The sequence below is a fragment of the Rheinheimera baltica DSM 14885 genome (assembly GCF_000425345.1).
Taxonomy (GTDB): Bacteria; Pseudomonadota; Gammaproteobacteria; order Enterobacterales; family Alteromonadaceae; genus Alishewanella; species Alishewanella baltica.
Genome location: NZ_AUDG01000050.1, coordinates 1 through 17,918, shown reverse-complemented (window position 1 = coordinate 17,918; position 17,918 = coordinate 1). Strand labels below are relative to the sequence as shown.

Genomic DNA, 17,918 nt, shown 5'->3' with positions numbered 1-17,918 from the left:
AATCCCGCTATGCTCGCCACAGCAACTATGATGGGCAATCCTGCCCATCACCCTTCGGGCCAGCTAACGCTGTTCAAATTCTTTCCCTAAGAATTTGTCGTAAGCCATCCATGGCTTACTCAGACACTCTGTGGCTGCGCTATCGAGACACCAGCTTAGCGCGTTGCGCAGCGCCACCACTTCATCATGCCTGAGTGATTATCTCTCCCAGTAAGCCTCTTCCAGGCTGTCTTCCCGCTCGGGTAAGCCCTTGGATAAACGCGGTGCGTTTTGCACCAGAATTTCATAACTTACCCGGTTGGCATACTTACAAATTTGCGCGAACGAGGAATAGGCTAAATACGGCTGTTCGTGTTTACCTGATAACGGCTGTACTTGCTTATGAAAATGGTTTGCCGCCATATCATGCAATATTGCTGACAGCGCGCCATCACCGGCGCCGTTGGTGTTCATAATGCGCTCTGGCCCACCCAGATAAGGGTCGATATGCGAATACACTTTTAATGGCTCATCGCAGCAGTTTCGCAGCATAGGGCGACTAAATTCATATTGATTAAAATCTGCCAGGCTGGCCGACTTTATTGGATTGCTGCTTTCGCGTTTTACATTTTCATCCGTGTGGCCACACAGATATAACCCTTCCGGGCCTGCGGTGATAAGCACCATGTCGGTATGGTTTAAAATCGCTTCAGCCGCTTTAAGCGGATCCGTAAAGCCGGTTAACGCTTCTGCTTCAAGTTCATTCATCGCTAACACATTTACGTAGTCATTAATGGTTTTAAGAATTTGCTCTCGATTTTCTTCTACCAAGTGGCGGGTACCTAAACTCATCACCACCGGCACATTGTGTGCTTTGGCATCTTGCAGTGCTTTTAACATCGCCTGCTGAATAGGCTTATCCACTGCACGAAGTGGGTATGCACTAACAACAAAGGCTGCGGCACCAGCAATGATGTCGGTTGGAATATATTCCGGGCTTAGTTCGTCCATATCGCTGGGGTCAATAACAAAAGTACGCTCACCATCTGGCGTAATCATGGTAATACCACGGCCAATATCACCCGCAACGCCTTGCAGATGGTTCATGTCAACTTTGGAGCTAGTGTGGCAAACGTAGTGATACGCTGGGGAACCTAAGGCGATATTGGCTGACATCACACCTAACAGCACCGATTTATCATCCGCCAACACAGAATAATTATGAATAGTATTGCCGATAGTACCACCGGCAAAGTGATCAGAAATGGCCAGCTGCGCCACCAGTTCCTGATAGATTAAATTGGCTTTGCCATGCTCAACCAGGTTGGATAGCCCTTTGCGGATACTATACTTTTGCAGAAAATCATCACTTACGCTGGCCACAACATCGACAATAGTTTGATCCAAACCAACGATATAGGTATCCAGCTCGGGCCTTACTTCAAAACTTGGCAATTGAGGTTTAGGCTGGGATACCGGGAAATAATGTTTAATTTTACGCAGGCCGGGAAATTTCATCTGTCATACCAGGTTTAAGCCGCTACCGGCAAAGAGCGGCATTGTAACAAAAATTCGGACGGACGTAATGTTGAATCAATCAGCAGAGTCGGTTCTGCAGGCGCCTAGCCAGGAACTATTCTGTATTCTGGCGTAAAAACACCAGCTCATTGGCGGTCGACTGCTCAGCACTATAAGCATAACCTGCTAAATCAAAGGCTTTTAACTGCTCAGGCTTACTTAAACGCTGTTGAATAATATAACGCGCCATCAATCCCCGCGCTTTTTTAGCAAAAAAGCTAATGATTTTATACTGACCGTTTTTATAATCTTTAAATACTGGCGTTATAAGGCGCGCATTAAGCTGTTTTGTTTTGACTGCTTTAAAATACTCTTGCGAGGCTAAATTAACGACCACATCAGAGGCAATATTGCTAAGCTGTTCATTTAAACATGCGGTGATACGACCCTGCCAAAAAGCATACAAATCTTTGCCAGCCGGATTAGCCAGCTTAGTGCCCATCTCCAGTCGATATGGCTGCATTAAATCCAGCGGCCTAAGCACGCCATACAAACCACTTAAAATACGCAGATGCTGTTGGGAAAAGTGAATATCATCATCGGTTAAACTAGCTGCATCCAACCCCTGATAGACATCCCCGTTAAAAGCAAATAACGCGGCTTTTGCGTTCTGTTCAGTAAAGGGTAATTGCCACTGGGCAAACCGAGCCGCGTTTAACCCTGCTAGCTTGTCGCTAATATGCATCAGTGATGATAAATCAGCTGGTGTTAACAATTTGCACACTTCGGCCAATTGTTGAATTGGCTCTAGCATTTGCGGTTGGGTAAACGGCAGCGTTTTAGTCAATGGTTCAAAATCGAGATCTTTGGCAGGCGATACAAGCAGTAACATAAAAAATCCAACGTTAGCGAAGTAATTAATCGAGATAGGCGTCTGGTAATTGCGTTAACAATTGAGCCAGACGTTCCTGATGTGAAGCCGTTTTATGACTAAACTCCAATGCAGTCATGGCAAATTTGGCTAAGGATAGCAAAGGCTTGCTTACGGGCAACTGACTCAATGTTTGCAGCAAATTTAGCACGAGGGTTGCGTTACAAGGCATAAAAACAAAGGCCTTTCGCAGCATAGACAAGGACTGCTCAGCATCAACGGTCTGGTCTATTCCAGCCTGACTCCACTGACGGATCTGTGCTCGTCGTTGCTGTTCTTGCCGATATAGGTACTGCGCGGTTAAACGCTGACATTCACCAGTCAAATTAGCGGTTATTGGCACAAACTCCTTTAACTGCGCCATGTAGTTGTCGGCAGCCTTTATGTCTCCCAGTGCAAAAGCCAACCTTGCTCTGTCGTGTATTGCAGCGGGCTCTGTTGCAGCAGCTTCAGACTCAAGCAGAGAAAACTGTTGCCTCGCGTCGGCAATATTCCCCTGCAACAAGCTTATTCTGGCGCGCAGCACAGCAATTACGGGTTCAGCATGCTCCGTGGTTAATTTTTGCGGTAGCATAGCCAAAGCATCTGCTGATTTTTTCAAGAGTGCGCTAAAGTCGGCTGGCTTTGCGAGCAGCGCCTGCTCCAATTGCAACCTTGCAAACGCAAAATAATAGTCTGGCTGGTCGAAAGCAGAAAACCGATATTGCTGAATTAATTTTTGCCAATATTTGCTGCACGCATCAATTTTGTCATGTATCTGCAAGCTGCAAGCTGTGGCTAGGTGTGCTGAAATGTGGCTGTTTTGCATTCGCAGCAGCTCTGCCAACTGTTTTTCCGTTTGCTCGGCCTGCCCTTGGCGCAGGTAAAGGCATGCTAGCCATTCCAAAGCTTCTGGGCGAATATCATCTAAGTCTGATAATGTGATGAGTAAGGTTTCGGCGTCCTGGTATTCCCCTAGCTGCAACATCGTTACAGCCTGCCCTAACCTTGCCCAGCTGAAATCACGTTGTTGTGTCACTTGCTCATATAATTTACCCGCAGCGCTAAAATTACCTTCTGCCAGCAGTACTTCAGCCATTAACCTAAGTGCCTGCAAAGAAGATGAATTTACTGCGTTGATAATTTTATCCAGCGCTAATTTAGCCGCCTCGTAATCTTTACGCTGCAACGCTGAATACACTTTGAGAAGTTTGGCACGGCTGCTCCAGGCTTTCGTCAAACGTTTTTCCAATTCTACATAGGAAAAAGGCTTTAAGATAAATCCATCTGGCGAGCCATGCAGTACTCCAAGCACCGGCATTCGTCTTGGCTCAGCGCTAAACATCAGGAAACAGCAGTTAACGTGCATTAATCCCTGTTGACTGAGTTCGGCAAAAAACTGTGAAGCGTCCTTACCACTACCAAGATCAAAATCAGCCAGAATAAAATCAAAACTGTCTTTTTTAACCAATGGCATTGCCTGGGTTGCATCAGCAACCGCCGTAATATCTTCGAAACCTATTTGCTGCAACATACCTTTAATGGAAGCACGCACCGGTTCGCAGTCTTCGACTAACAACAGTCTCTTGCTTTTATAGAAGCTAGCTTGGGAGATCATTCAGTTCCTGTGCTAAGTTAATCCAACAACAAAATACGAAACCAGGTTCGGTAAAATCTGGCAATATAGTAACTTACTTTTACCCTACAACGCTATTATGCTTAAACGTCTTTGACACGCAATTAATGTAGTAATATTCCTACATTAATTGCTTATTAAATGCTGAATCACTAGAATGTGATCAAAAATACGGTAATAAAACTATATGAACGACTTACTTAGCCAACTTAAAGCCGTTACCACTGTTGTGGTAGATAGCGGCGATTTAACTGCCATTGAACAATTTCGTCCGGTGGATGCGACAACTAACCCTAGCCTATTGCTAAATGCCAGCCAGTTAGCGTTTGCCAAGCCAATGTTAACCGGTGCTGTTGATTACGCTAAACGAAACGCAACGGATTCAGCAGAGCAGTTAAGCCTGGCCTGTGACAAATTTGCGGTCGATGTTGGCACTGCTATTAGTAAACTGGTACCGGGACGCGTCTCAACAGAAGTCGATGCCCGCTTATCATTTGACACGGATGCTACAGTGGCAAAAGCCTTACAACTAGTTGCTTTGTATAAAGAAAATGGCATAGATACCGATCGCATTTTAATTAAAGTGGCCTCCACCTGGGAGGGTATTCAGGCAGCAAGGATCCTGGAGCAGCAAAACATCCAGTGTAACCTCACCCTACTGTTTCATATGGCACAAGCTCGGGCATGCGCTGAGGCCGGTGTGTACCTTATCTCGCCTTTTGTCGGTCGTATTTTAGATTGGTATAAAGCCAGTACAGGACAAGATTACACCGCAGAAACAGATCCGGGCGTAGTATCGGTGCGCGACATTTATCGTTTCTACAAACAACACGGCTTTAACACGGTTGTGATGGGCGCCAGCTTCCGAAACACCGGTGAAGTATTAGCGCTTGCCGGCTGTGACAGGTTAACCATTAGCCCGGCATTATTGGCTGAATTAAGCCAACAGCAAGGTAACTTGGCCGTGCATCTAAAAGATGATGGCGCAACAACACCAGCACCGGTGCCACTAACAGAAGCAGAGTTCCGCTGGGCATTAAATGAAGATGCCATGGCAACAGAAAAATTGGCTGAAGGCATTCGTAAATTTGCAATTGATCAGCGCAAACTGGAACACGTTATCCAGCAAGCACTTTAATCTTTATTTTATAAGGGAGTAGAGTATGTCTGTTTTACCATGGCCAGCGCTTAAAGCACTGGCATCGCAACAAGGCTCGTTACGTCAGGCATTTGCTGATGATCCATCACGGGCAGAGCGTTTTCAGGCCAAGGCCTTGGGTATGACGCTGGACTACTCTAAAAACCTCATAAACACAGACAGTTGGCAAGCACTGCAACAGTTGGCAGAACAAAGCCAGATTAAGCCAGTACTGAACGCAATGCTGGCAGGCGACAAAATTAATAACACAGAACAGCGTAGCGTCTGGCATATGATGCTGCGCAAAGCCGATGTTGACGGCCTTAAGCTAGATGGTGAAGACATCGGGGCTGCAATTTCCAATTGCCGCAGCAGAATGACAGCGCTGGTAAAACAGCTGCACCAGCAAGAATATCTTGGCTATACCGGCACCCCTATTACCGATGTAATTTGGGTTGGTATCGGCGGTTCATTGTTGGGGCCACAAATGGCGTTAGAAGCGCTAACGCCTTATCACTGCAGCCCGGTTAAACTGCACTTTGCCGGTAATATAGACGGCGCTGTCGTCTCAGATATCGTCAAAAAGCTAGACCCTGCCACTACACTGGTTTTTGTTGCATCAAAGTCTTTTGGCACCGAAGAAACCAAGCAAAATGCGCTAGCAATACGGCAATGGTTTAAAGACAGTGGTGCTGATAGTGCTGCCATCGCCCAACATTTTTGGGCGACGTCATCAAATGTGGCTGCCGCCGCAGAATTTGGGATTGTCGAGCAAAACATTCTCCCTATGTGGGACTGGGTTGGCGGACGATATTCATTGTGGTCTGCTATTGGTTTTCCGGTTGCGCTGATGATTGGTTCAGAGCATTTTAGCCAATTGCTCTGTGGCGCTGAAGCCATGGACCAACATTTTATCGAAACATCGTTTAGCCAAAACATACCGGTTATTTTAGCGCTGCTTGGCATTTGGTATATCAATGGCCATGATTGTCAGGCACAAGCACTATTACCCTACAGTCACTATCTGCGGTTATTACCATCCTATGTGCAGCAGCTTGATATGGAGTCAAACGGCAAAAGCGTTAATGTAAATGGCCATGCACTTACCGCAGCGACTGCACCGGTAATATGGGGTGATGCTGGCACTAATGGCCAGCATGCTTATCATCAATTATTGCATCAAAGCCGCTTAGCCGTCCCAGCCGATTTTATATTGCCACTTAAACCGGCTCATGTGCTTACTGATCATCATCAACGTTTGGCAGCACATTGTTTTGCGCAAACTCAGGCATTAATGCAAGGCAAAACACGGGAAGAGGCCACTGCTGAATGTCTGGCCGCAGGCATGTCTGCTGAAGAAGCCGCTGCGCTGGCACCACATAAAGTCTCGCCAGGCAATAAGCCCAGCAATACCCTACTGTTGCCAGAGTTATCGCCTTACTATCTTGGTGCATTAATTGCGATGTATGAGCATAAGGTGTTTTGTCAGGGCGTATTATGGGATCTCAACTCCTTTGACCAATGGGGCGTTGAACTGGGTAAGCAGCTGTCAGGCCCAATTTATCAAGCACTGGCGGGAGCACCAACAGATACGTTGGATAGCTCAACCCAACAATTAATAGCGGCTTTTCTCGCACAAAAATGATCAGGATATTGGCGTTGCTGTAATCGTATTGTCACTTAGTTGTTTTATTTTCACACAAAGTGTGATAAATAATTTGTTGAAAATAACAACAACAACTATCAGAGAGGCCACACGATGGAAAGCTTCGAAGACTTACTGAATATGTTGGAACGCCCTGCCGCCAAACCTCGTGCGGTAAAGCGTAAATGGCGCGAAATAGAACAGTTGAAAGAGCGGCAGCGACTGAAGAAGGAGCTAAACGACATCGACTGGACCATAGAACCAGAGTTGGCCGATATCGAATTGTAAAAACGCCCGCAGTTAGCTGCGGGCGTTTTGCTTTTTGGCCGAACTAGAGTTGCCAGTTAATCGGGGGCTTCCCCTGCTTAACCAGTAGCTCATTGGCCAGTTTAAAATGGCCACAACCCAGAAAGCCTCGATGCGCAGATAAAGGTGACGGATGCGGCGCTTCCAGCACAACATGCCGTTGCCTGTCGATAAACCGGCCTTTTTTCTGCGCGTGTGCGCCCCAAAGCAAAAATACAATGCCCTGACATTGATCGTTTATTTGCGCGACAACCTTATCGGTAAACTTCTCCCAACCTAAATGCCGGTGCGAGTTTGGCTTAGTTGCCTCTACTGTTAGCACCGTATTTAATAGCAACACACCTTGTTTCGCCCAGTCATCCAGACAACCATGCGCGGGGATCTGAAAGTCCGGATATTCTAACAACAACTCTTTGTACATATTTTGCAGTGAAGGAGGCACCCGCACACCATGGCGTACAGAAAACGCCAGACCATGCGCCTGATTAGGACCATGGTAAGGGTCTTGTCCCAAAATCACCACTTTCAACTTGTCCAGCTCGGTAAGTTTAAACGCGTTAAACACATCACTCTGTGGTGGATAAATTACTTGTCCGGCTAGTCTAGCCTGCTCAATATTAGCCAGGGTGTCAGTAAAGTAAGACTGTTGTTTTTCTTCACCGAGTAACTGTTGCCATGTCATTACACTTGCTCCAGCTTAAGCAGCTCCTGTTGCAACACATTAAAGTCGACCGGTATATCAATACTCAGTCCCTGCTCTGCCGCACAGCGTGCTAATACATCTGGCAACGCTATCGGTGTACCAAGAATATTTTCTACCTGCTCTTTAAACTTAGCCGGATGCGCAGTACCAAGAAAAATACCGTACTCCCCTGGCAATAGACTACGTTTTAGGGCTTTATACGCAACAGCAGCATGAGGCTCACTCAGATAACCTTGTTGCGACAGCTGACGTACACCTATAACGGTATCATCTTCATCGACCATCACCGCTTCAATATCGTCACGCGAAATAACGCCTTGTGCCAACAAGGCTTCCACTCTAGGCCAATTATTCGGTGCAGCTACATCCATAGCATTAGACAGTGTCGCAACGGTCGTTTTGGGTTGCCATTCGCCACTGCGCCAATAGCGCGGCACGGTGTCATTAGCATTTGTTGCGGCGACCATACGTTTTATCGGCAAGCCTAATGCTTTAGCAATTAAACCTGCGGTTAAATTACCAAAGTTACCACTAGGTACCGCGAAGACAACCTGATCACGTTGCGCAGCAGGCACTTGCGCCATAGCTTCAAAATAGTAACAAACCTGTGCAAGTAACCGACTAATATTGATTGAATTAGCGGAGTTTATACTCAGCTTGTCTACCAAAGCTTTGTGATCAAATACTTGCTTAACCAACGCCTGACACTGATCAAAATCGCCTGCCACTGCCAATGTTTTGATATTCTCACCCAAGGTGGTAAATAGCTTTTCCTGCAAAGGGCTGATTTTGCCTTTAGGAAACAAAATAACCACTTGTACGCCTGCTTGCTGGTAAAAAGCATGGGCAACAGCTGCGCCCGTATCACCAGAGGTTGCAGTGACAATGGTCGTTTTTTTACCCGCCTGTGCTTTGGCTAGAGCCTGCGCCATAAAGCGACCGCCAAAGTCTTTAAACGCTAATGTTGGACCGTGAAATAGCTCCAGGCAGCCTACATCGGCGGTAACTTCAACCAGCGGTGCCGGAAACGTAAAGGCGTTCGCAACCATGTTACTAATATCACTAGCGCTTAACTCATCACCAATTAGCGCTTGCAATATGACACTGCTGCGTTCAACTAAGGACATTGACAACAGACTGTCGATGTCTAGCTTAGGCCAGCTGGTGGGGAAAAACAGTCCTTGCTGCTGACCTAACCCCTGACGAACTGCTTGTAAAAAACTTACCTGCTCAGCAGGTACTTTGATATTGGTTAACTGCATGTCTTATTCCTACAGCGCCCTGGCGCCGGCTAATGACAAACGACAAATTTGTGTCGTCGCGTCCTGATTTTTCTCATAATGCCGTGATAAATATTCAGCCGCAAGTTGCGCTTGTTGCTCATCGCGACACAGGGCAAACAAGGTGGGACCTGCACCGGAAATCCCCAAATGTAAAATGCCCAGCTCTGTCAGTGCAGCACGCAACTGCGGTAATTCGGGTATTAAAGGTGCGCGGGCCGGTTCAGCAACAAGATCTTGCAAAGCCGCTACGGCGTCAGCTTCATCTTTTTCGTAGAGTGCGCTGACAAACCGAGCCAGCATTCCGGCAAAAGCAATACTGTGGCTCAGCGCTAATTGCTGCGGCAACACCGCACGTGCGGCTTTCGTTGACAGCACAGTCCCGGGATAACTAAGCACCACACGCCAATGGTCAAACCAGGGTAAGCCGCGGCAGATTTGTGCACTTTGCGGCAACATCAACTGCAAACCACCAAAGTAAGATGGCGCGACATTATCAAAATGTATGCTGCCGCTAACACCGCCTTCCGCTTCCGCCATAAGTTGCAACAACTCAGATTGCGTTAAAGGGTTACCAAAATAGTCATTAAAAGCGTAACAGGCCACTACAATGGAACAGGCACTGGAGCCCAGACCACTGCCTACAGGCAGATTTTTATGCAGACGCAACGACAAGCGCGGCAATGTGCGGCCAACCTTTTGTTCAAATGAATAGAAACAACTTAGCACCAGATTATCTGTATGATCGGCTGGTAGCTGATGAACATAACGGCCGACAATGTCTAACGTCATGTCAGCTTGCTCGGCGCAAATATCCAATACGTCACCAAACAACGCACCATCAACCGGTTCAAACGCAGCGCCAAGCAGGTCAAAGCCTACCGAAAAATTACCGGTTGATGCCGGCGCGTAATAACGCTTTAAAAACCGTTCGGAACTTACTTCTAAAGATATTTGCATTGTTATTACACCTGTTGCTGCCAGCTAAGCGTGCGCATAATGTCACTGAATACCCCAGCCGATGTTACTGCAGCACCTGCACCATAACCGCGCAATACAAATGGGATTGGCTGATAATAGCGCGTGTGGATGGCCAGGGCATTTTCACCGTCTTTCACTTTGGCCAGTGGATGATCTGCGGCGAGCGCTTTAATCGCCACTTTACACTTACCATCGACAATTTCGCCAATATAACGCAGCACCTTTCCTTCTGCTTTAGTTGCACTTATACGTTGTGAAAAGGCGGCATCTAATTGCGGTAATTTAGCCATAAAATCGCTGATACTAACGTCAGCAGCAAACCCGGCTGGTAACACCGATTCCACTTCTACATCGCTAAGTTCCAGCGTCATGCCGGCTTCACGTGCCAAAATCAGCAACTTGCGGGCAACATCCATCCCAGATAAATCGTCACGAGGATCTGGCTCGGTAAAACCCAGTGCTTTGGCTTTTTGTGTAACATCGGATAACGATACACCCGCTTCCAGTTCACCAAATATATAAGACAAAGAGCCAGATAAAATCCCTTCAAACGCCAGCAGTTCATCGCCAGCATTTAATAAGCCTTGTAACGTATCAATGACCGGCAACCCAGCACCCACTGTGGTTTCGTACAAGAAACGGCGGCGGTGCTGCTGCGCTAACAGACGTAACTTTTGGTAGTAGGCAAATGACGCGGTATTGGCCTTTTTGTTTGGCGTAACAACGTGGAAACCTGCCGCCAGGAAATCAGCATACTGCGACGCTACCTGCTCTGAGCTGGTACAATCCACTAACACAGGATTAGTAAGATGCTGTTGCTGCGCAAATTGATTTAACGTTGCCAGCGAGAACGCTTGAGAGCTACTGCTAAGTTGTTGTTGCCAATGTTGTAAGTCAATACCATCATTATTGAGCAGTACGACCTTACTATTGGCAATACCATATACGGTCACTTTAACCTGACGGCTGTGTAAAAACGCTTGTTGGCGCTGGATTTGGGCTAAAAGCTCACTACCTACCACGCCGCAACCAACCAAAAACACATCAATACTGGGAATGTGGCTAAAGAAATTCTCATGGCACACCTTAACTGCATTCTTGCAAGCGGTTTGCTCAATAACTGCGGAAATAGACCGCTCACTGCTATCTTGAGCAATAGCAACCACATTCACCCGCGCCTGAGCCAGTGAAGCAAAAAACTTTGCTGCAACGCCCCTATGCTGACGCATGCCATCGCCTACCAGGCTTACAATCGCCATATCTGACAATATGCTAAAAGGCCGCAGTAAGCCAGTTTGCAATTCCAGTTCAAATTCTTGTTGTAGTGCTTTTTTAGCGGCAGTTAAATGCAACTGCGGTACACAAAAACTAATACTAAATTCTGACGACGACTGCGTGATTAAGCTTACTGATATTTGCGAGCGAGCCATAGAAGCAAACACTCTGCTCGCCATGCCAACCACACCTTTTAAGCCAGGACCTGAGACAGTGATCAAACTAAGATGTTCCAGACTCGAAATACCTTTAACTAATGCATCACCTTCACCATTGTTATCAATACAGGTACCTGGCGCTGCAGGGTTAAGCGTATTTTTGATAAAGCAGGGGATATTGTAGCGGGCTAAAGGCCCAATAGTTTTGGGATGCAGTACTTTGGCACCAAAATACGACAACTCCATGGCTTCATCGTATGACAACTTATCGATTAACTTGGCATTTTTAACCTGGCGCGGATCAGCACTGTAAACCCCATCCACGTCAGTCCATATCTCACACGCCGAAGCGCGGATACTAGCGGCAACAATAGCGCCAGAATAATCAGAACCATTTCGTCCCAGCAAACAGGTTTCGCCCTGGGCATTACTTGAGACAAAACCCGCAATAACATATACCTGAGCACTTTGACCGGTAATAGCCTGGGATAGAGTTTGCTCTGATGCGGCTACATCTGCAGTCGCATTTAAGTAGTCGCCACTGCTTTTAACCAAGGTTACGGCATCTAGCGCGACAGTCTGTACCTGGTTAGCGTTTAACAAAGCCGTCATCAACGCGACACTAAACTGCTCTCCTAAACCAAGGATCTGTGCCTTAATATGATCCGGACAGTGACGCAGCAGTTGTACGCCCGTCAACTGTGCTTGCAATTGCGTCAATTGATGAGCAATGACCAAGCGCGCCTGATCCAGCTGGGCAGCAGGAAAGCATTGTGCCGCATCCTCTGTCAACTGTTGGTAACGTTGGTGTAACTGTTGCAATAACGGGCTAAAGTCCGAGCCCAGGTAAGCGATGTCAGTCAGCTCAACCAGCGTATTGGTGACGCCTTGTGGTGCAGATAGCACCAGGCAAATACGATCTATCGATGTCAGTTGCCGCACTATTTGTGCAACCTCAGCAAAACGCTGTACCGACGCTAACGACGACCCGCCAAATTTGAGCACCCTCATGTAAAACTCCTTGCGCATTAATTACTGTTATTGTCAGTTATCGCGACACTTGTTTATTCAGTAACAGCTCTGAAAGCAGAGCTAAAAAAAAGACCCGTGACAGTTGAGGTCACGGGTCTTTTTTAGACAACACACCGCCGACCCCCTACCCCGAACGGGTGGTGGTAATAATAATGGTGGTGAGTACAGTCGTTTTTATTTTCATTGTGTTCACTATGCACAGACTTATAGACGTCTGTCAATGACTAATTAACCGCGTAGGTTATTTTACCTTTTTAAGGTAGGTTTCAGGTTGTTGCTGCCAAGCTACTGCCTGATTTCGCCCTTGCCGTTTTGCGTTATACAACGCAATATCAGATTGTTGAATAAGTTCATCAATCGTTTGTCCGCTGAAGCTTGACACACCGATGCTTACTGTCGCGTTGATATAATGGCCATTAAATAGCATTTGATGCCCAGCAGCAGCACAGATACGATTAGCTACCAGTAAGGCACCAGCCATATCGGTTTCAGGCAAAATGACACCAAACTCCTCTCCGCCATAACGCCCGAGAACATCAGTATCGCGTAACAACGCCGCTATAATGCCTGATAACTCAATTAATACTGCATCACCGCCTTGATGGCCATATTGGTCATTTAACTGTTTAAATTTATCAAGATCAAATAGCAGTAATGACAAAGGATGCTGGTAACGCTTGGCACGCTGTATTTCCTGCCCCAGCTCATGTTGCCAGTGTCTTCGATTAAACACCCCGGTTAAGCCATCAGTTCGGTTTGCAAGTTCAAGCTGCGCCATGCTGTGTTGCAGTTGCTGCTGGTAGACATAGGCATCAGTCGCATCTTCAATCAGCAAACACACAAACTGCTCAGCACTATTCGGAGCTTTAAACGGCAACATGCTGCAGTTCTGAGCCATATGTTGGCTACCACTGCTAACCGGGCGCAAATGCGGTAATTTAATAATATATTGTCGTTGTTCCCAACTACTGAATGCTGGTGACTGTAATGCCAGTACGCCGTCAATCTTACGCTGCAGCCAAGCTTTTGGGGCATCAGCAAAAATGTCATATACCAAGCGCCCGCTGACATCAGAGAGCTGGATATCTGCACGTCTTGCAATAAATTGATTGAAATAGACTATGTTATGCGCAGCATCTAACACCAGAACTCCGGTATTAAGCTGTGTAAGTAGAGGTTGAACTAACCAATCAAGTTGCATCAAAAACTGGCCAGGAACTGATCCAATATAAGACGAAGCCGCATCATCGCCTCGCCCGGTATGAGTAAAATCATATCGCAATTGAAACTATAGTCGGTTAGCTGGTAACGAATATCAACCTGCAACGCCAATTGCCACTGCTCAGCCGTAGATGCCAGTTTATCGGCAAAATGTTGATCTCTGCTCGACAAAATACGTGGCGCAGCATACGAAAAACTGTTTTCGAGTTGTTCCGCCAAGCCGTTTAAAAAGGTCGTCGTTAGCACTGAGCTGATATCGGTCAGCATTTCGGCTTCAGAGCTATCGTCATTACTGTAGCCCAACAATTTTGCAATAACATCAACGTTTGCCAGTTGATACAACATGATCGTTTCACCACGCAAGCCTTGATCGCCAAAAAAACCTAAGCTTATCATCGTAACGCTTTGCTGCTCATAGCGACTGGCAAAGTGTTCTGGTAGTTGCTCAGTGTCGACCAGCCGTATCGCGGGCACTTGTAAATGGACAAATGTATTCAGGTAACGCGCCAGTTTATCACTCGCCAGCCCCATCGCTACGTTTATCAATTCTTGCAAGCAGTCGCGTTGCTCTTCCGTGAAACGTAATTCAGTCATATCAAACCATACTTATGCATAACATCCGCAAGCTTAGCAGCACTTGCTGGTTTCTGAATAAAAGCTAGAGCTCCCAGCTCCATCACCCGCTTTTGCATCTCGGGCTGAATATCGGCAGAAACAACAATCACCAAACAATCCATTGCTTCAGCTTTAATCGCTTCAAGAACACCAACGCCGTCAAGCTCTGGCATCGTTAAATCAAGAAACACGATACCAATTTCCTGCGAACGTAAAACAGCCAACGCTTCCAGGCCATTGGAAGCAGTAGTGATGCTTGCATCGAAGTCGGCTGGCAAAGATTTTTTAAGTTGATTACGTGCCAGTAAAGAGTCGTCACATATTAACGCGGTTAAAGCCATGAACTGCAGCCTGTATTATCATTGTGGGTATTGGCATATTCTGGTTAAAAAATATATACATTGCATCACTATAAAGCAATATCTGAGCTATAAATAGCTCAGATCTCTATGGACTATTTGCAAACTGCCGGTTATTCGTTATGGTAGTGATAGTATTAAAACAATCTACTCGCCACACAAGGTACCTCCATGCAGCATAAAAGCTTGTCCCGTAAGCTGTTAACCAAAGTATTGTCGGTGTATTTTATACTGACGTTCGTGGTAACGGTGGGCCAGATTGTCGCAGAGTACTTTAACACTAAAGATCATATCAATGGTGAATTGGAAACCTTACAACAAACCTTTTCTGGAAGTCTGACCCGCGCCATTTGGGAACTTAACACGCAACAAGCAATGATTATTGCTGATGGCTTATTAGCAATCCCAGCAATCGAAGGCATCATAGTTCGAGATGACAGTGGTGCAGTCATCACTCAATTGGGTCGTTATATTAATATTCAAGAACGCTTTAGCACTCAGCTGGTGCGTGAAGGCATTCGCTTAACTGAACAACAATCAGGTATATTTGGCTATACCTTTCCCCTTATTTTCGAATTTTCCGGCCGTGCAACCCAAGTTGGTGATGTGACGTTGTTTTCTAGCCGGGCTGTGGTTATTGATCGTATTAAAGTCGGCATTTACTTTCTGGTCGGTAATGCGATGCTAAAAACTACTTTTCTTATCATTTTGTTTTTAATGGCATTTCGAAAACAACTAACGCTACCGCTTACTGAACTGACACAACAAATAGAAGACTTGGAATTAGACCAGCTTGAGGGTGCAAAAGTTGAGATACAGCATGAAGAGACCTCAGAACTCAGCGTGATGGCGGACGCTTTTAACCGTTTAATTGGTCGGGTAGAAGATTATAAGAACCAACTAGAGTCTACGCAAAAGCAATTAATGTTATCCAATGAAAAGCTTGACCAGCAAAATTTGATGTTAGAACAGGAAGTCGCACGCAAAACTTCGGGTTTAAGTCAGGCTATGATGGATTTACAACAACAGAAGCAGGAACTGGAAGTAAAACAGCAAAGCTTGCGCGAAGAAATAGAGCGCCGTCGTCATACGGAAGATGCTTTGCGCGGCAAGCAAACCGAGTTAGAAAAAATTGTTGACGATCTTAAACAGGCACAAGATAGACTTGTACAGTCGGAAAAAATGGCGGCATTGGGTGGTCTCGTTGCCGGTATTACACATGAAGTGAATACACCTGTAGGTATTGGTGTTACCGCAACCAGCTTTTTAGCAGAAAAACTACAAGCTCTTGATGTAGCCTATAAAGATAAAACACTAACACCAAAAACACTGGAGCACTTTATTGAAGAAGCTTCGCAAGGCACTGAGTTATTGCAGTCGAACTTGGTCAGGGCTTCTGAACTGATTGCCAGCTTTAAACAAATTGCTGTCGATCAAACCAGTGAAGCTGTACGAACGATTAACCTCGCTGACTATCTGAATGAAGTTATCCGATCTTTGCAGCCAAACTTTAAAAAAACCCGCCATAACATTGAAGTAAATTGTCCGGACAATATTATGCTGAGCTGCCCCGCAGGGGCAATTTCTCAGATTTTCACCAATTTATTGATGAACTCGCTGATCCATGGTTTCGAAGACATGCAAGACGGGTTAGTACGTATCACCGTATTAGATGAAGGCGAGAATGTAGACATTAAATACAGTGATAACGGCAAAGGCTTACCTGCCGAGCAATTAGAGAAACTGTTTCACCCGTTTTTCACCACAAAACGAGATCAAGGCGGCAGCGGGCTTGGCACGCACATTACTTATAATTTAATTCGCCAGACACTAGGTGGTAGTGTTCAGGTTAGCAGCGAAGTGGGTAAAGGCTTGCACTACCACATTTGTTTTCCGAAAAATCTGAAAATATAACGCGGTAACACGTTATACTGCGGACCGGTTTTTTTGTATTGAGTAGATTATGTGGTTTAAAAACGTTCGGGTTTATAAGCTCAGTGCACCGTTAAGCACTGATATGGCAGTGTGGGAACAAGCGTTAACTGAATTCCGCTTTACACCGTTAAGTGCACAGGACGCCGTGAAATCAGGTTTCAGCTTCCCACTACATGCCAGTATTAAGCAGTATTGCCATGCTTGCCAACACATGCTGTTTTTTGCCGTAAAACGTCAGGAAAAGATCTTGCCTGCGGCGGTTATTAACGAAGAAATGCAGCCAAAACTAGAAGCTTTAGAACAAGAGAAAGGGCGTCCATTAAGCCGTAAAGAAAAACAAAGCCTAAAAGAAGAACTGCAACAAAGTCTATTACCCCGTGCGTTTAGCCGTTCTACCCTGACTCAGGGCTATTACGATGCTGAAAATCAATGGCTCGTCATTAATAGTGGCAGCGCAGGTAAGGCTGAAGATGTGTTAGCGTTGCTTCGCAAAGCATTAGGTTCGCTACCCGCATTGCCCTGGCTAGATAATCACAAGTTGAATGCTCATTTACAGTTGTGGTTACAAAATAAAGCTCTTCCACAAGGTTTTGTTCAGGGTTCAGATGCTGAGCTAAAAGCGCCAGACGAAGAAGGCGCCAAGGTAAAGTTCAGTAATCATTTACTCACCACCACTGAAGTACAAAGTCATCTGGAAGATAAGCTGGTCACTAGCATTAGTCTGGAGCAACACGAAGGGCTATCAGTGGCCATTACCGACGATGGTGCTATCAAGCGGATTAAGTTTCATGATTTGATTACAGCACAAAATGATGAACTGGGGTGGGATGACTTAACGGTAAGGTTAGACGCCGATTTGTTACTGATGGCATCAGCACTCAATAGTGCGCTACTAAGTATTAGCCAGCAACTTTCTGCTACTGACTAATCCCCAGCCTAATAAACAAGGATAGGTCGCGCGCAGCCGCGACTTAATCCTGTTGTTGGACAAGCCCGGTGTTTGAGTTTTCTGCTTATATAGTAGATATATCGATTGCAGCCTGAGTGGCTTTATTTGCGTTGGCTAGCGGCAGTAAATTGGGGGCGAGTTTAGCCATGATCGCCTGTTTTGCCAACAGCAATCTGTTTCTTCTGTTTTGTGTCGTTTAGCCGTTATTCACCTCCTGGTTCAGTGTTTTCACCACGGGTGGGGCGCATCCTGTGCCTTGGCGCATTCCTTTGCTTAGT

The 17,918-nt window shown here is 46.1% G+C and carries 15 protein-coding genes; 5 read left to right on the top strand and 10 right to left on the bottom strand.

Features of this window, described 5'->3' with window-relative positions; all coding sequences use genetic code 11:
- Positions 1 to 198: 198 nt before the first annotated feature.
- The 3 genes from H595_RS0115050 to H595_RS0115040 all read right to left on the bottom strand — a co-directional run bounded on the left by H595_RS0115050 (position 199) and on the right by H595_RS0115040 (position 4,025).
- A complete protein-coding gene (locus H595_RS0115050) occupies positions 199 to 1,497 on the bottom strand; it encodes an inosine/guanosine kinase (protein ID WP_027671954.1) in 1,299 nt (432 codons plus the stop codon).
- Between the two features lie 115 nt (positions 1,498 to 1,612).
- A complete protein-coding gene (gene yaaA, locus H595_RS0115045) occupies positions 1,613 to 2,389 on the bottom strand; it encodes a peroxide stress protein YaaA (protein ID WP_027671953.1) in 777 nt (258 codons plus the stop codon).
- Between the two features lie 25 nt (positions 2,390 to 2,414).
- Entirely contained in the window at positions 2,415 to 4,025 is a 1,611-nt protein-coding gene (locus H595_RS0115040; RefSeq protein WP_027671952.1) for a tetratricopeptide repeat protein, read from the bottom strand.
- A gap of 205 nt (positions 4,026 to 4,230) precedes the next feature.
- Between H595_RS0115040 and tal the strand changes: the two genes are divergently transcribed.
- The 3 genes from tal (at position 4,231) to H595_RS23900 (ending at position 7,114) form a co-directional block, all read left to right on the top strand.
- Positions 4,231 to 5,181 carry a transaldolase gene (tal, locus tag H595_RS0115035; protein ID WP_027671951.1) on the top strand — a complete coding sequence of 317 codons (951 nt, stop codon included), beginning with the start codon at positions 4,231 to 4,233 and terminating at the stop codon, positions 5,179 to 5,181.
- A 25-nt stretch (positions 5,182 to 5,206) separates the two neighbouring features.
- Complete coding sequence (pgi, locus tag H595_RS0115030) at positions 5,207 to 6,826, top strand: glucose-6-phosphate isomerase (protein WP_027671950.1); 1,620 nt, start codon at positions 5,207 to 5,209, stop codon at positions 6,824 to 6,826.
- A gap of 114 nt (positions 6,827 to 6,940) precedes the next feature.
- Entirely contained in the window at positions 6,941 to 7,114 is a 174-nt protein-coding gene (locus H595_RS23900) for a DUF3545 family protein (protein ID WP_084153613.1), read from the top strand.
- Between the two features lie 43 nt (positions 7,115 to 7,157).
- On the opposite strand, the gene ung is transcribed toward H595_RS23900, so the two are convergent.
- From ung to H595_RS0114990, 7 genes are all read right to left on the bottom strand, one after another.
- Entirely contained in the window at positions 7,158 to 7,814 is a 657-nt protein-coding gene (gene ung / locus H595_RS0115020; RefSeq protein ID WP_027671949.1) for a uracil-DNA glycosylase, read from the bottom strand.
- A complete protein-coding gene (gene thrC, locus H595_RS0115015; protein WP_027671948.1) occupies positions 7,814 to 9,097 on the bottom strand; it encodes a threonine synthase in 1,284 nt (427 codons plus the stop codon). Before thrC ends, ung begins: the two co-directional genes overlap by 1 nt.
- A gap of 9 nt (positions 9,098 to 9,106) precedes the next feature.
- A complete protein-coding gene (gene thrB, locus H595_RS0115010; protein WP_051219933.1) occupies positions 9,107 to 10,075 on the bottom strand; it encodes a homoserine kinase in 969 nt (322 codons plus the stop codon).
- Positions 10,076 to 10,080: 5 nt separating this feature from the next.
- On the bottom strand, positions 10,081 to 12,540 hold the full coding sequence (gene thrA / locus H595_RS0115005; RefSeq protein ID WP_027671946.1) for a bifunctional aspartate kinase/homoserine dehydrogenase I: 2,460 nt from the start codon (positions 12,538 to 12,540) through the stop codon (positions 10,081 to 10,083).
- Between the two features lie 262 nt (positions 12,541 to 12,802).
- Complete coding sequence (locus H595_RS0115000; protein ID WP_027671945.1) at positions 12,803 to 13,762, bottom strand: sensor domain-containing diguanylate cyclase; 960 nt, start codon at positions 13,760 to 13,762, stop codon at positions 12,803 to 12,805.
- Complete coding sequence (locus H595_RS0114995; RefSeq protein WP_027671944.1) at positions 13,762 to 14,376, bottom strand: hypothetical protein; 615 nt, start codon at positions 14,374 to 14,376, stop codon at positions 13,762 to 13,764. The genes H595_RS0115000 and H595_RS0114995 overlap by 1 nt, the downstream gene beginning before the upstream one ends.
- Positions 14,373 to 14,738 carry a response regulator gene (locus tag H595_RS0114990; protein ID WP_027671943.1) on the bottom strand — a complete coding sequence of 122 codons (366 nt, stop codon included), beginning with the start codon at positions 14,736 to 14,738 and terminating at the stop codon, positions 14,373 to 14,375. Before H595_RS0114990 ends, H595_RS0114995 begins: the two co-directional genes overlap by 4 nt.
- Positions 14,739 to 14,927: 189 nt before the next feature.
- Between H595_RS0114990 and H595_RS0114985 the strand changes: the two genes are divergently transcribed.
- Positions 14,928 to 16,670, top strand: a complete 1,743-nt coding sequence (locus H595_RS0114985; protein ID WP_027671942.1) for a sensor histidine kinase — start codon at positions 14,928 to 14,930, stop codon at positions 16,668 to 16,670.
- A 49-nt stretch (positions 16,671 to 16,719) separates the two neighbouring features.
- A complete protein-coding gene (locus tag H595_RS0114980) occupies positions 16,720 to 17,619 on the top strand; it encodes a recombination-associated protein RdgC (RefSeq protein ID WP_027671941.1) in 900 nt (299 codons plus the stop codon).
- Positions 17,620 to 17,918 lie beyond the last annotated feature (299 nt).

Excerpts from the sequence above, each read along its gene's own strand:
- H595_RS0114990 (WP_027671943.1), bottom strand. The coding sequence starts at position 14,738 with ATGGCTTTAACCGCGTTAATATGTGACGACTCTTTACTGGCACGTAAT.
- H595_RS0114985 (WP_027671942.1), top strand. The coding sequence starts at position 14,928 with ATGCAGCATAAAAGCTTGTCCCGTAAGCTGTTAACCAAAGTATTGTCG.
- H595_RS0115050 (WP_027671954.1), bottom strand. The coding sequence starts at position 1,497 with ATGAAATTTCCCGGCCTGCGTAAAATTAAACATTATTTCCCGGTATCC.
- H595_RS0114995 (WP_027671944.1), bottom strand. The coding sequence starts at position 14,376 with ATGACTGAATTACGTTTCACGGAAGAGCAACGCGACTGCTTGCAAGAA.
- H595_RS0114980 (WP_027671941.1), top strand. The coding sequence starts at position 16,720 with ATGTGGTTTAAAAACGTTCGGGTTTATAAGCTCAGTGCACCGTTAAGC.
- H595_RS0115000 (WP_027671945.1), bottom strand. The coding sequence starts at position 13,762 with ATGCAACTTGATTGGTTAGTTCAACCTCTACTTACACAGCTTAATACC.
- H595_RS23900 (WP_084153613.1), top strand. The coding sequence starts at position 6,941 with ATGGAAAGCTTCGAAGACTTACTGAATATGTTGGAACGCCCTGCCGCC.
- pgi (WP_027671950.1), top strand. The coding sequence starts at position 5,207 with ATGTCTGTTTTACCATGGCCAGCGCTTAAAGCACTGGCATCGCAACAA.
- thrB (WP_051219933.1), bottom strand. The coding sequence starts at position 10,075 with ATGCAAATATCTTTAGAAGTAAGTTCCGAACGGTTTTTAAAGCGTTAT.
- yaaA (WP_027671953.1), bottom strand. The coding sequence starts at position 2,389 with ATGTTACTGCTTGTATCGCCTGCCAAAGATCTCGATTTTGAACCATTG.
- H595_RS0115040 (WP_027671952.1), bottom strand. The coding sequence starts at position 4,025 with ATGATCTCCCAAGCTAGCTTCTATAAAAGCAAGAGACTGTTGTTAGTC.
- ung (WP_027671949.1), bottom strand. The coding sequence starts at position 7,814 with ATGACATGGCAACAGTTACTCGGTGAAGAAAAACAACAGTCTTACTTT.
- thrC (WP_027671948.1), bottom strand. The coding sequence starts at position 9,097 with ATGCAGTTAACCAATATCAAAGTACCTGCTGAGCAGGTAAGTTTTTTA.
- tal (WP_027671951.1), top strand. The coding sequence starts at position 4,231 with ATGAACGACTTACTTAGCCAACTTAAAGCCGTTACCACTGTTGTGGTA.
- thrA (WP_027671946.1), bottom strand. The coding sequence starts at position 12,540 with ATGAGGGTGCTCAAATTTGGCGGGTCGTCGTTAGCGTCGGTACAGCGT.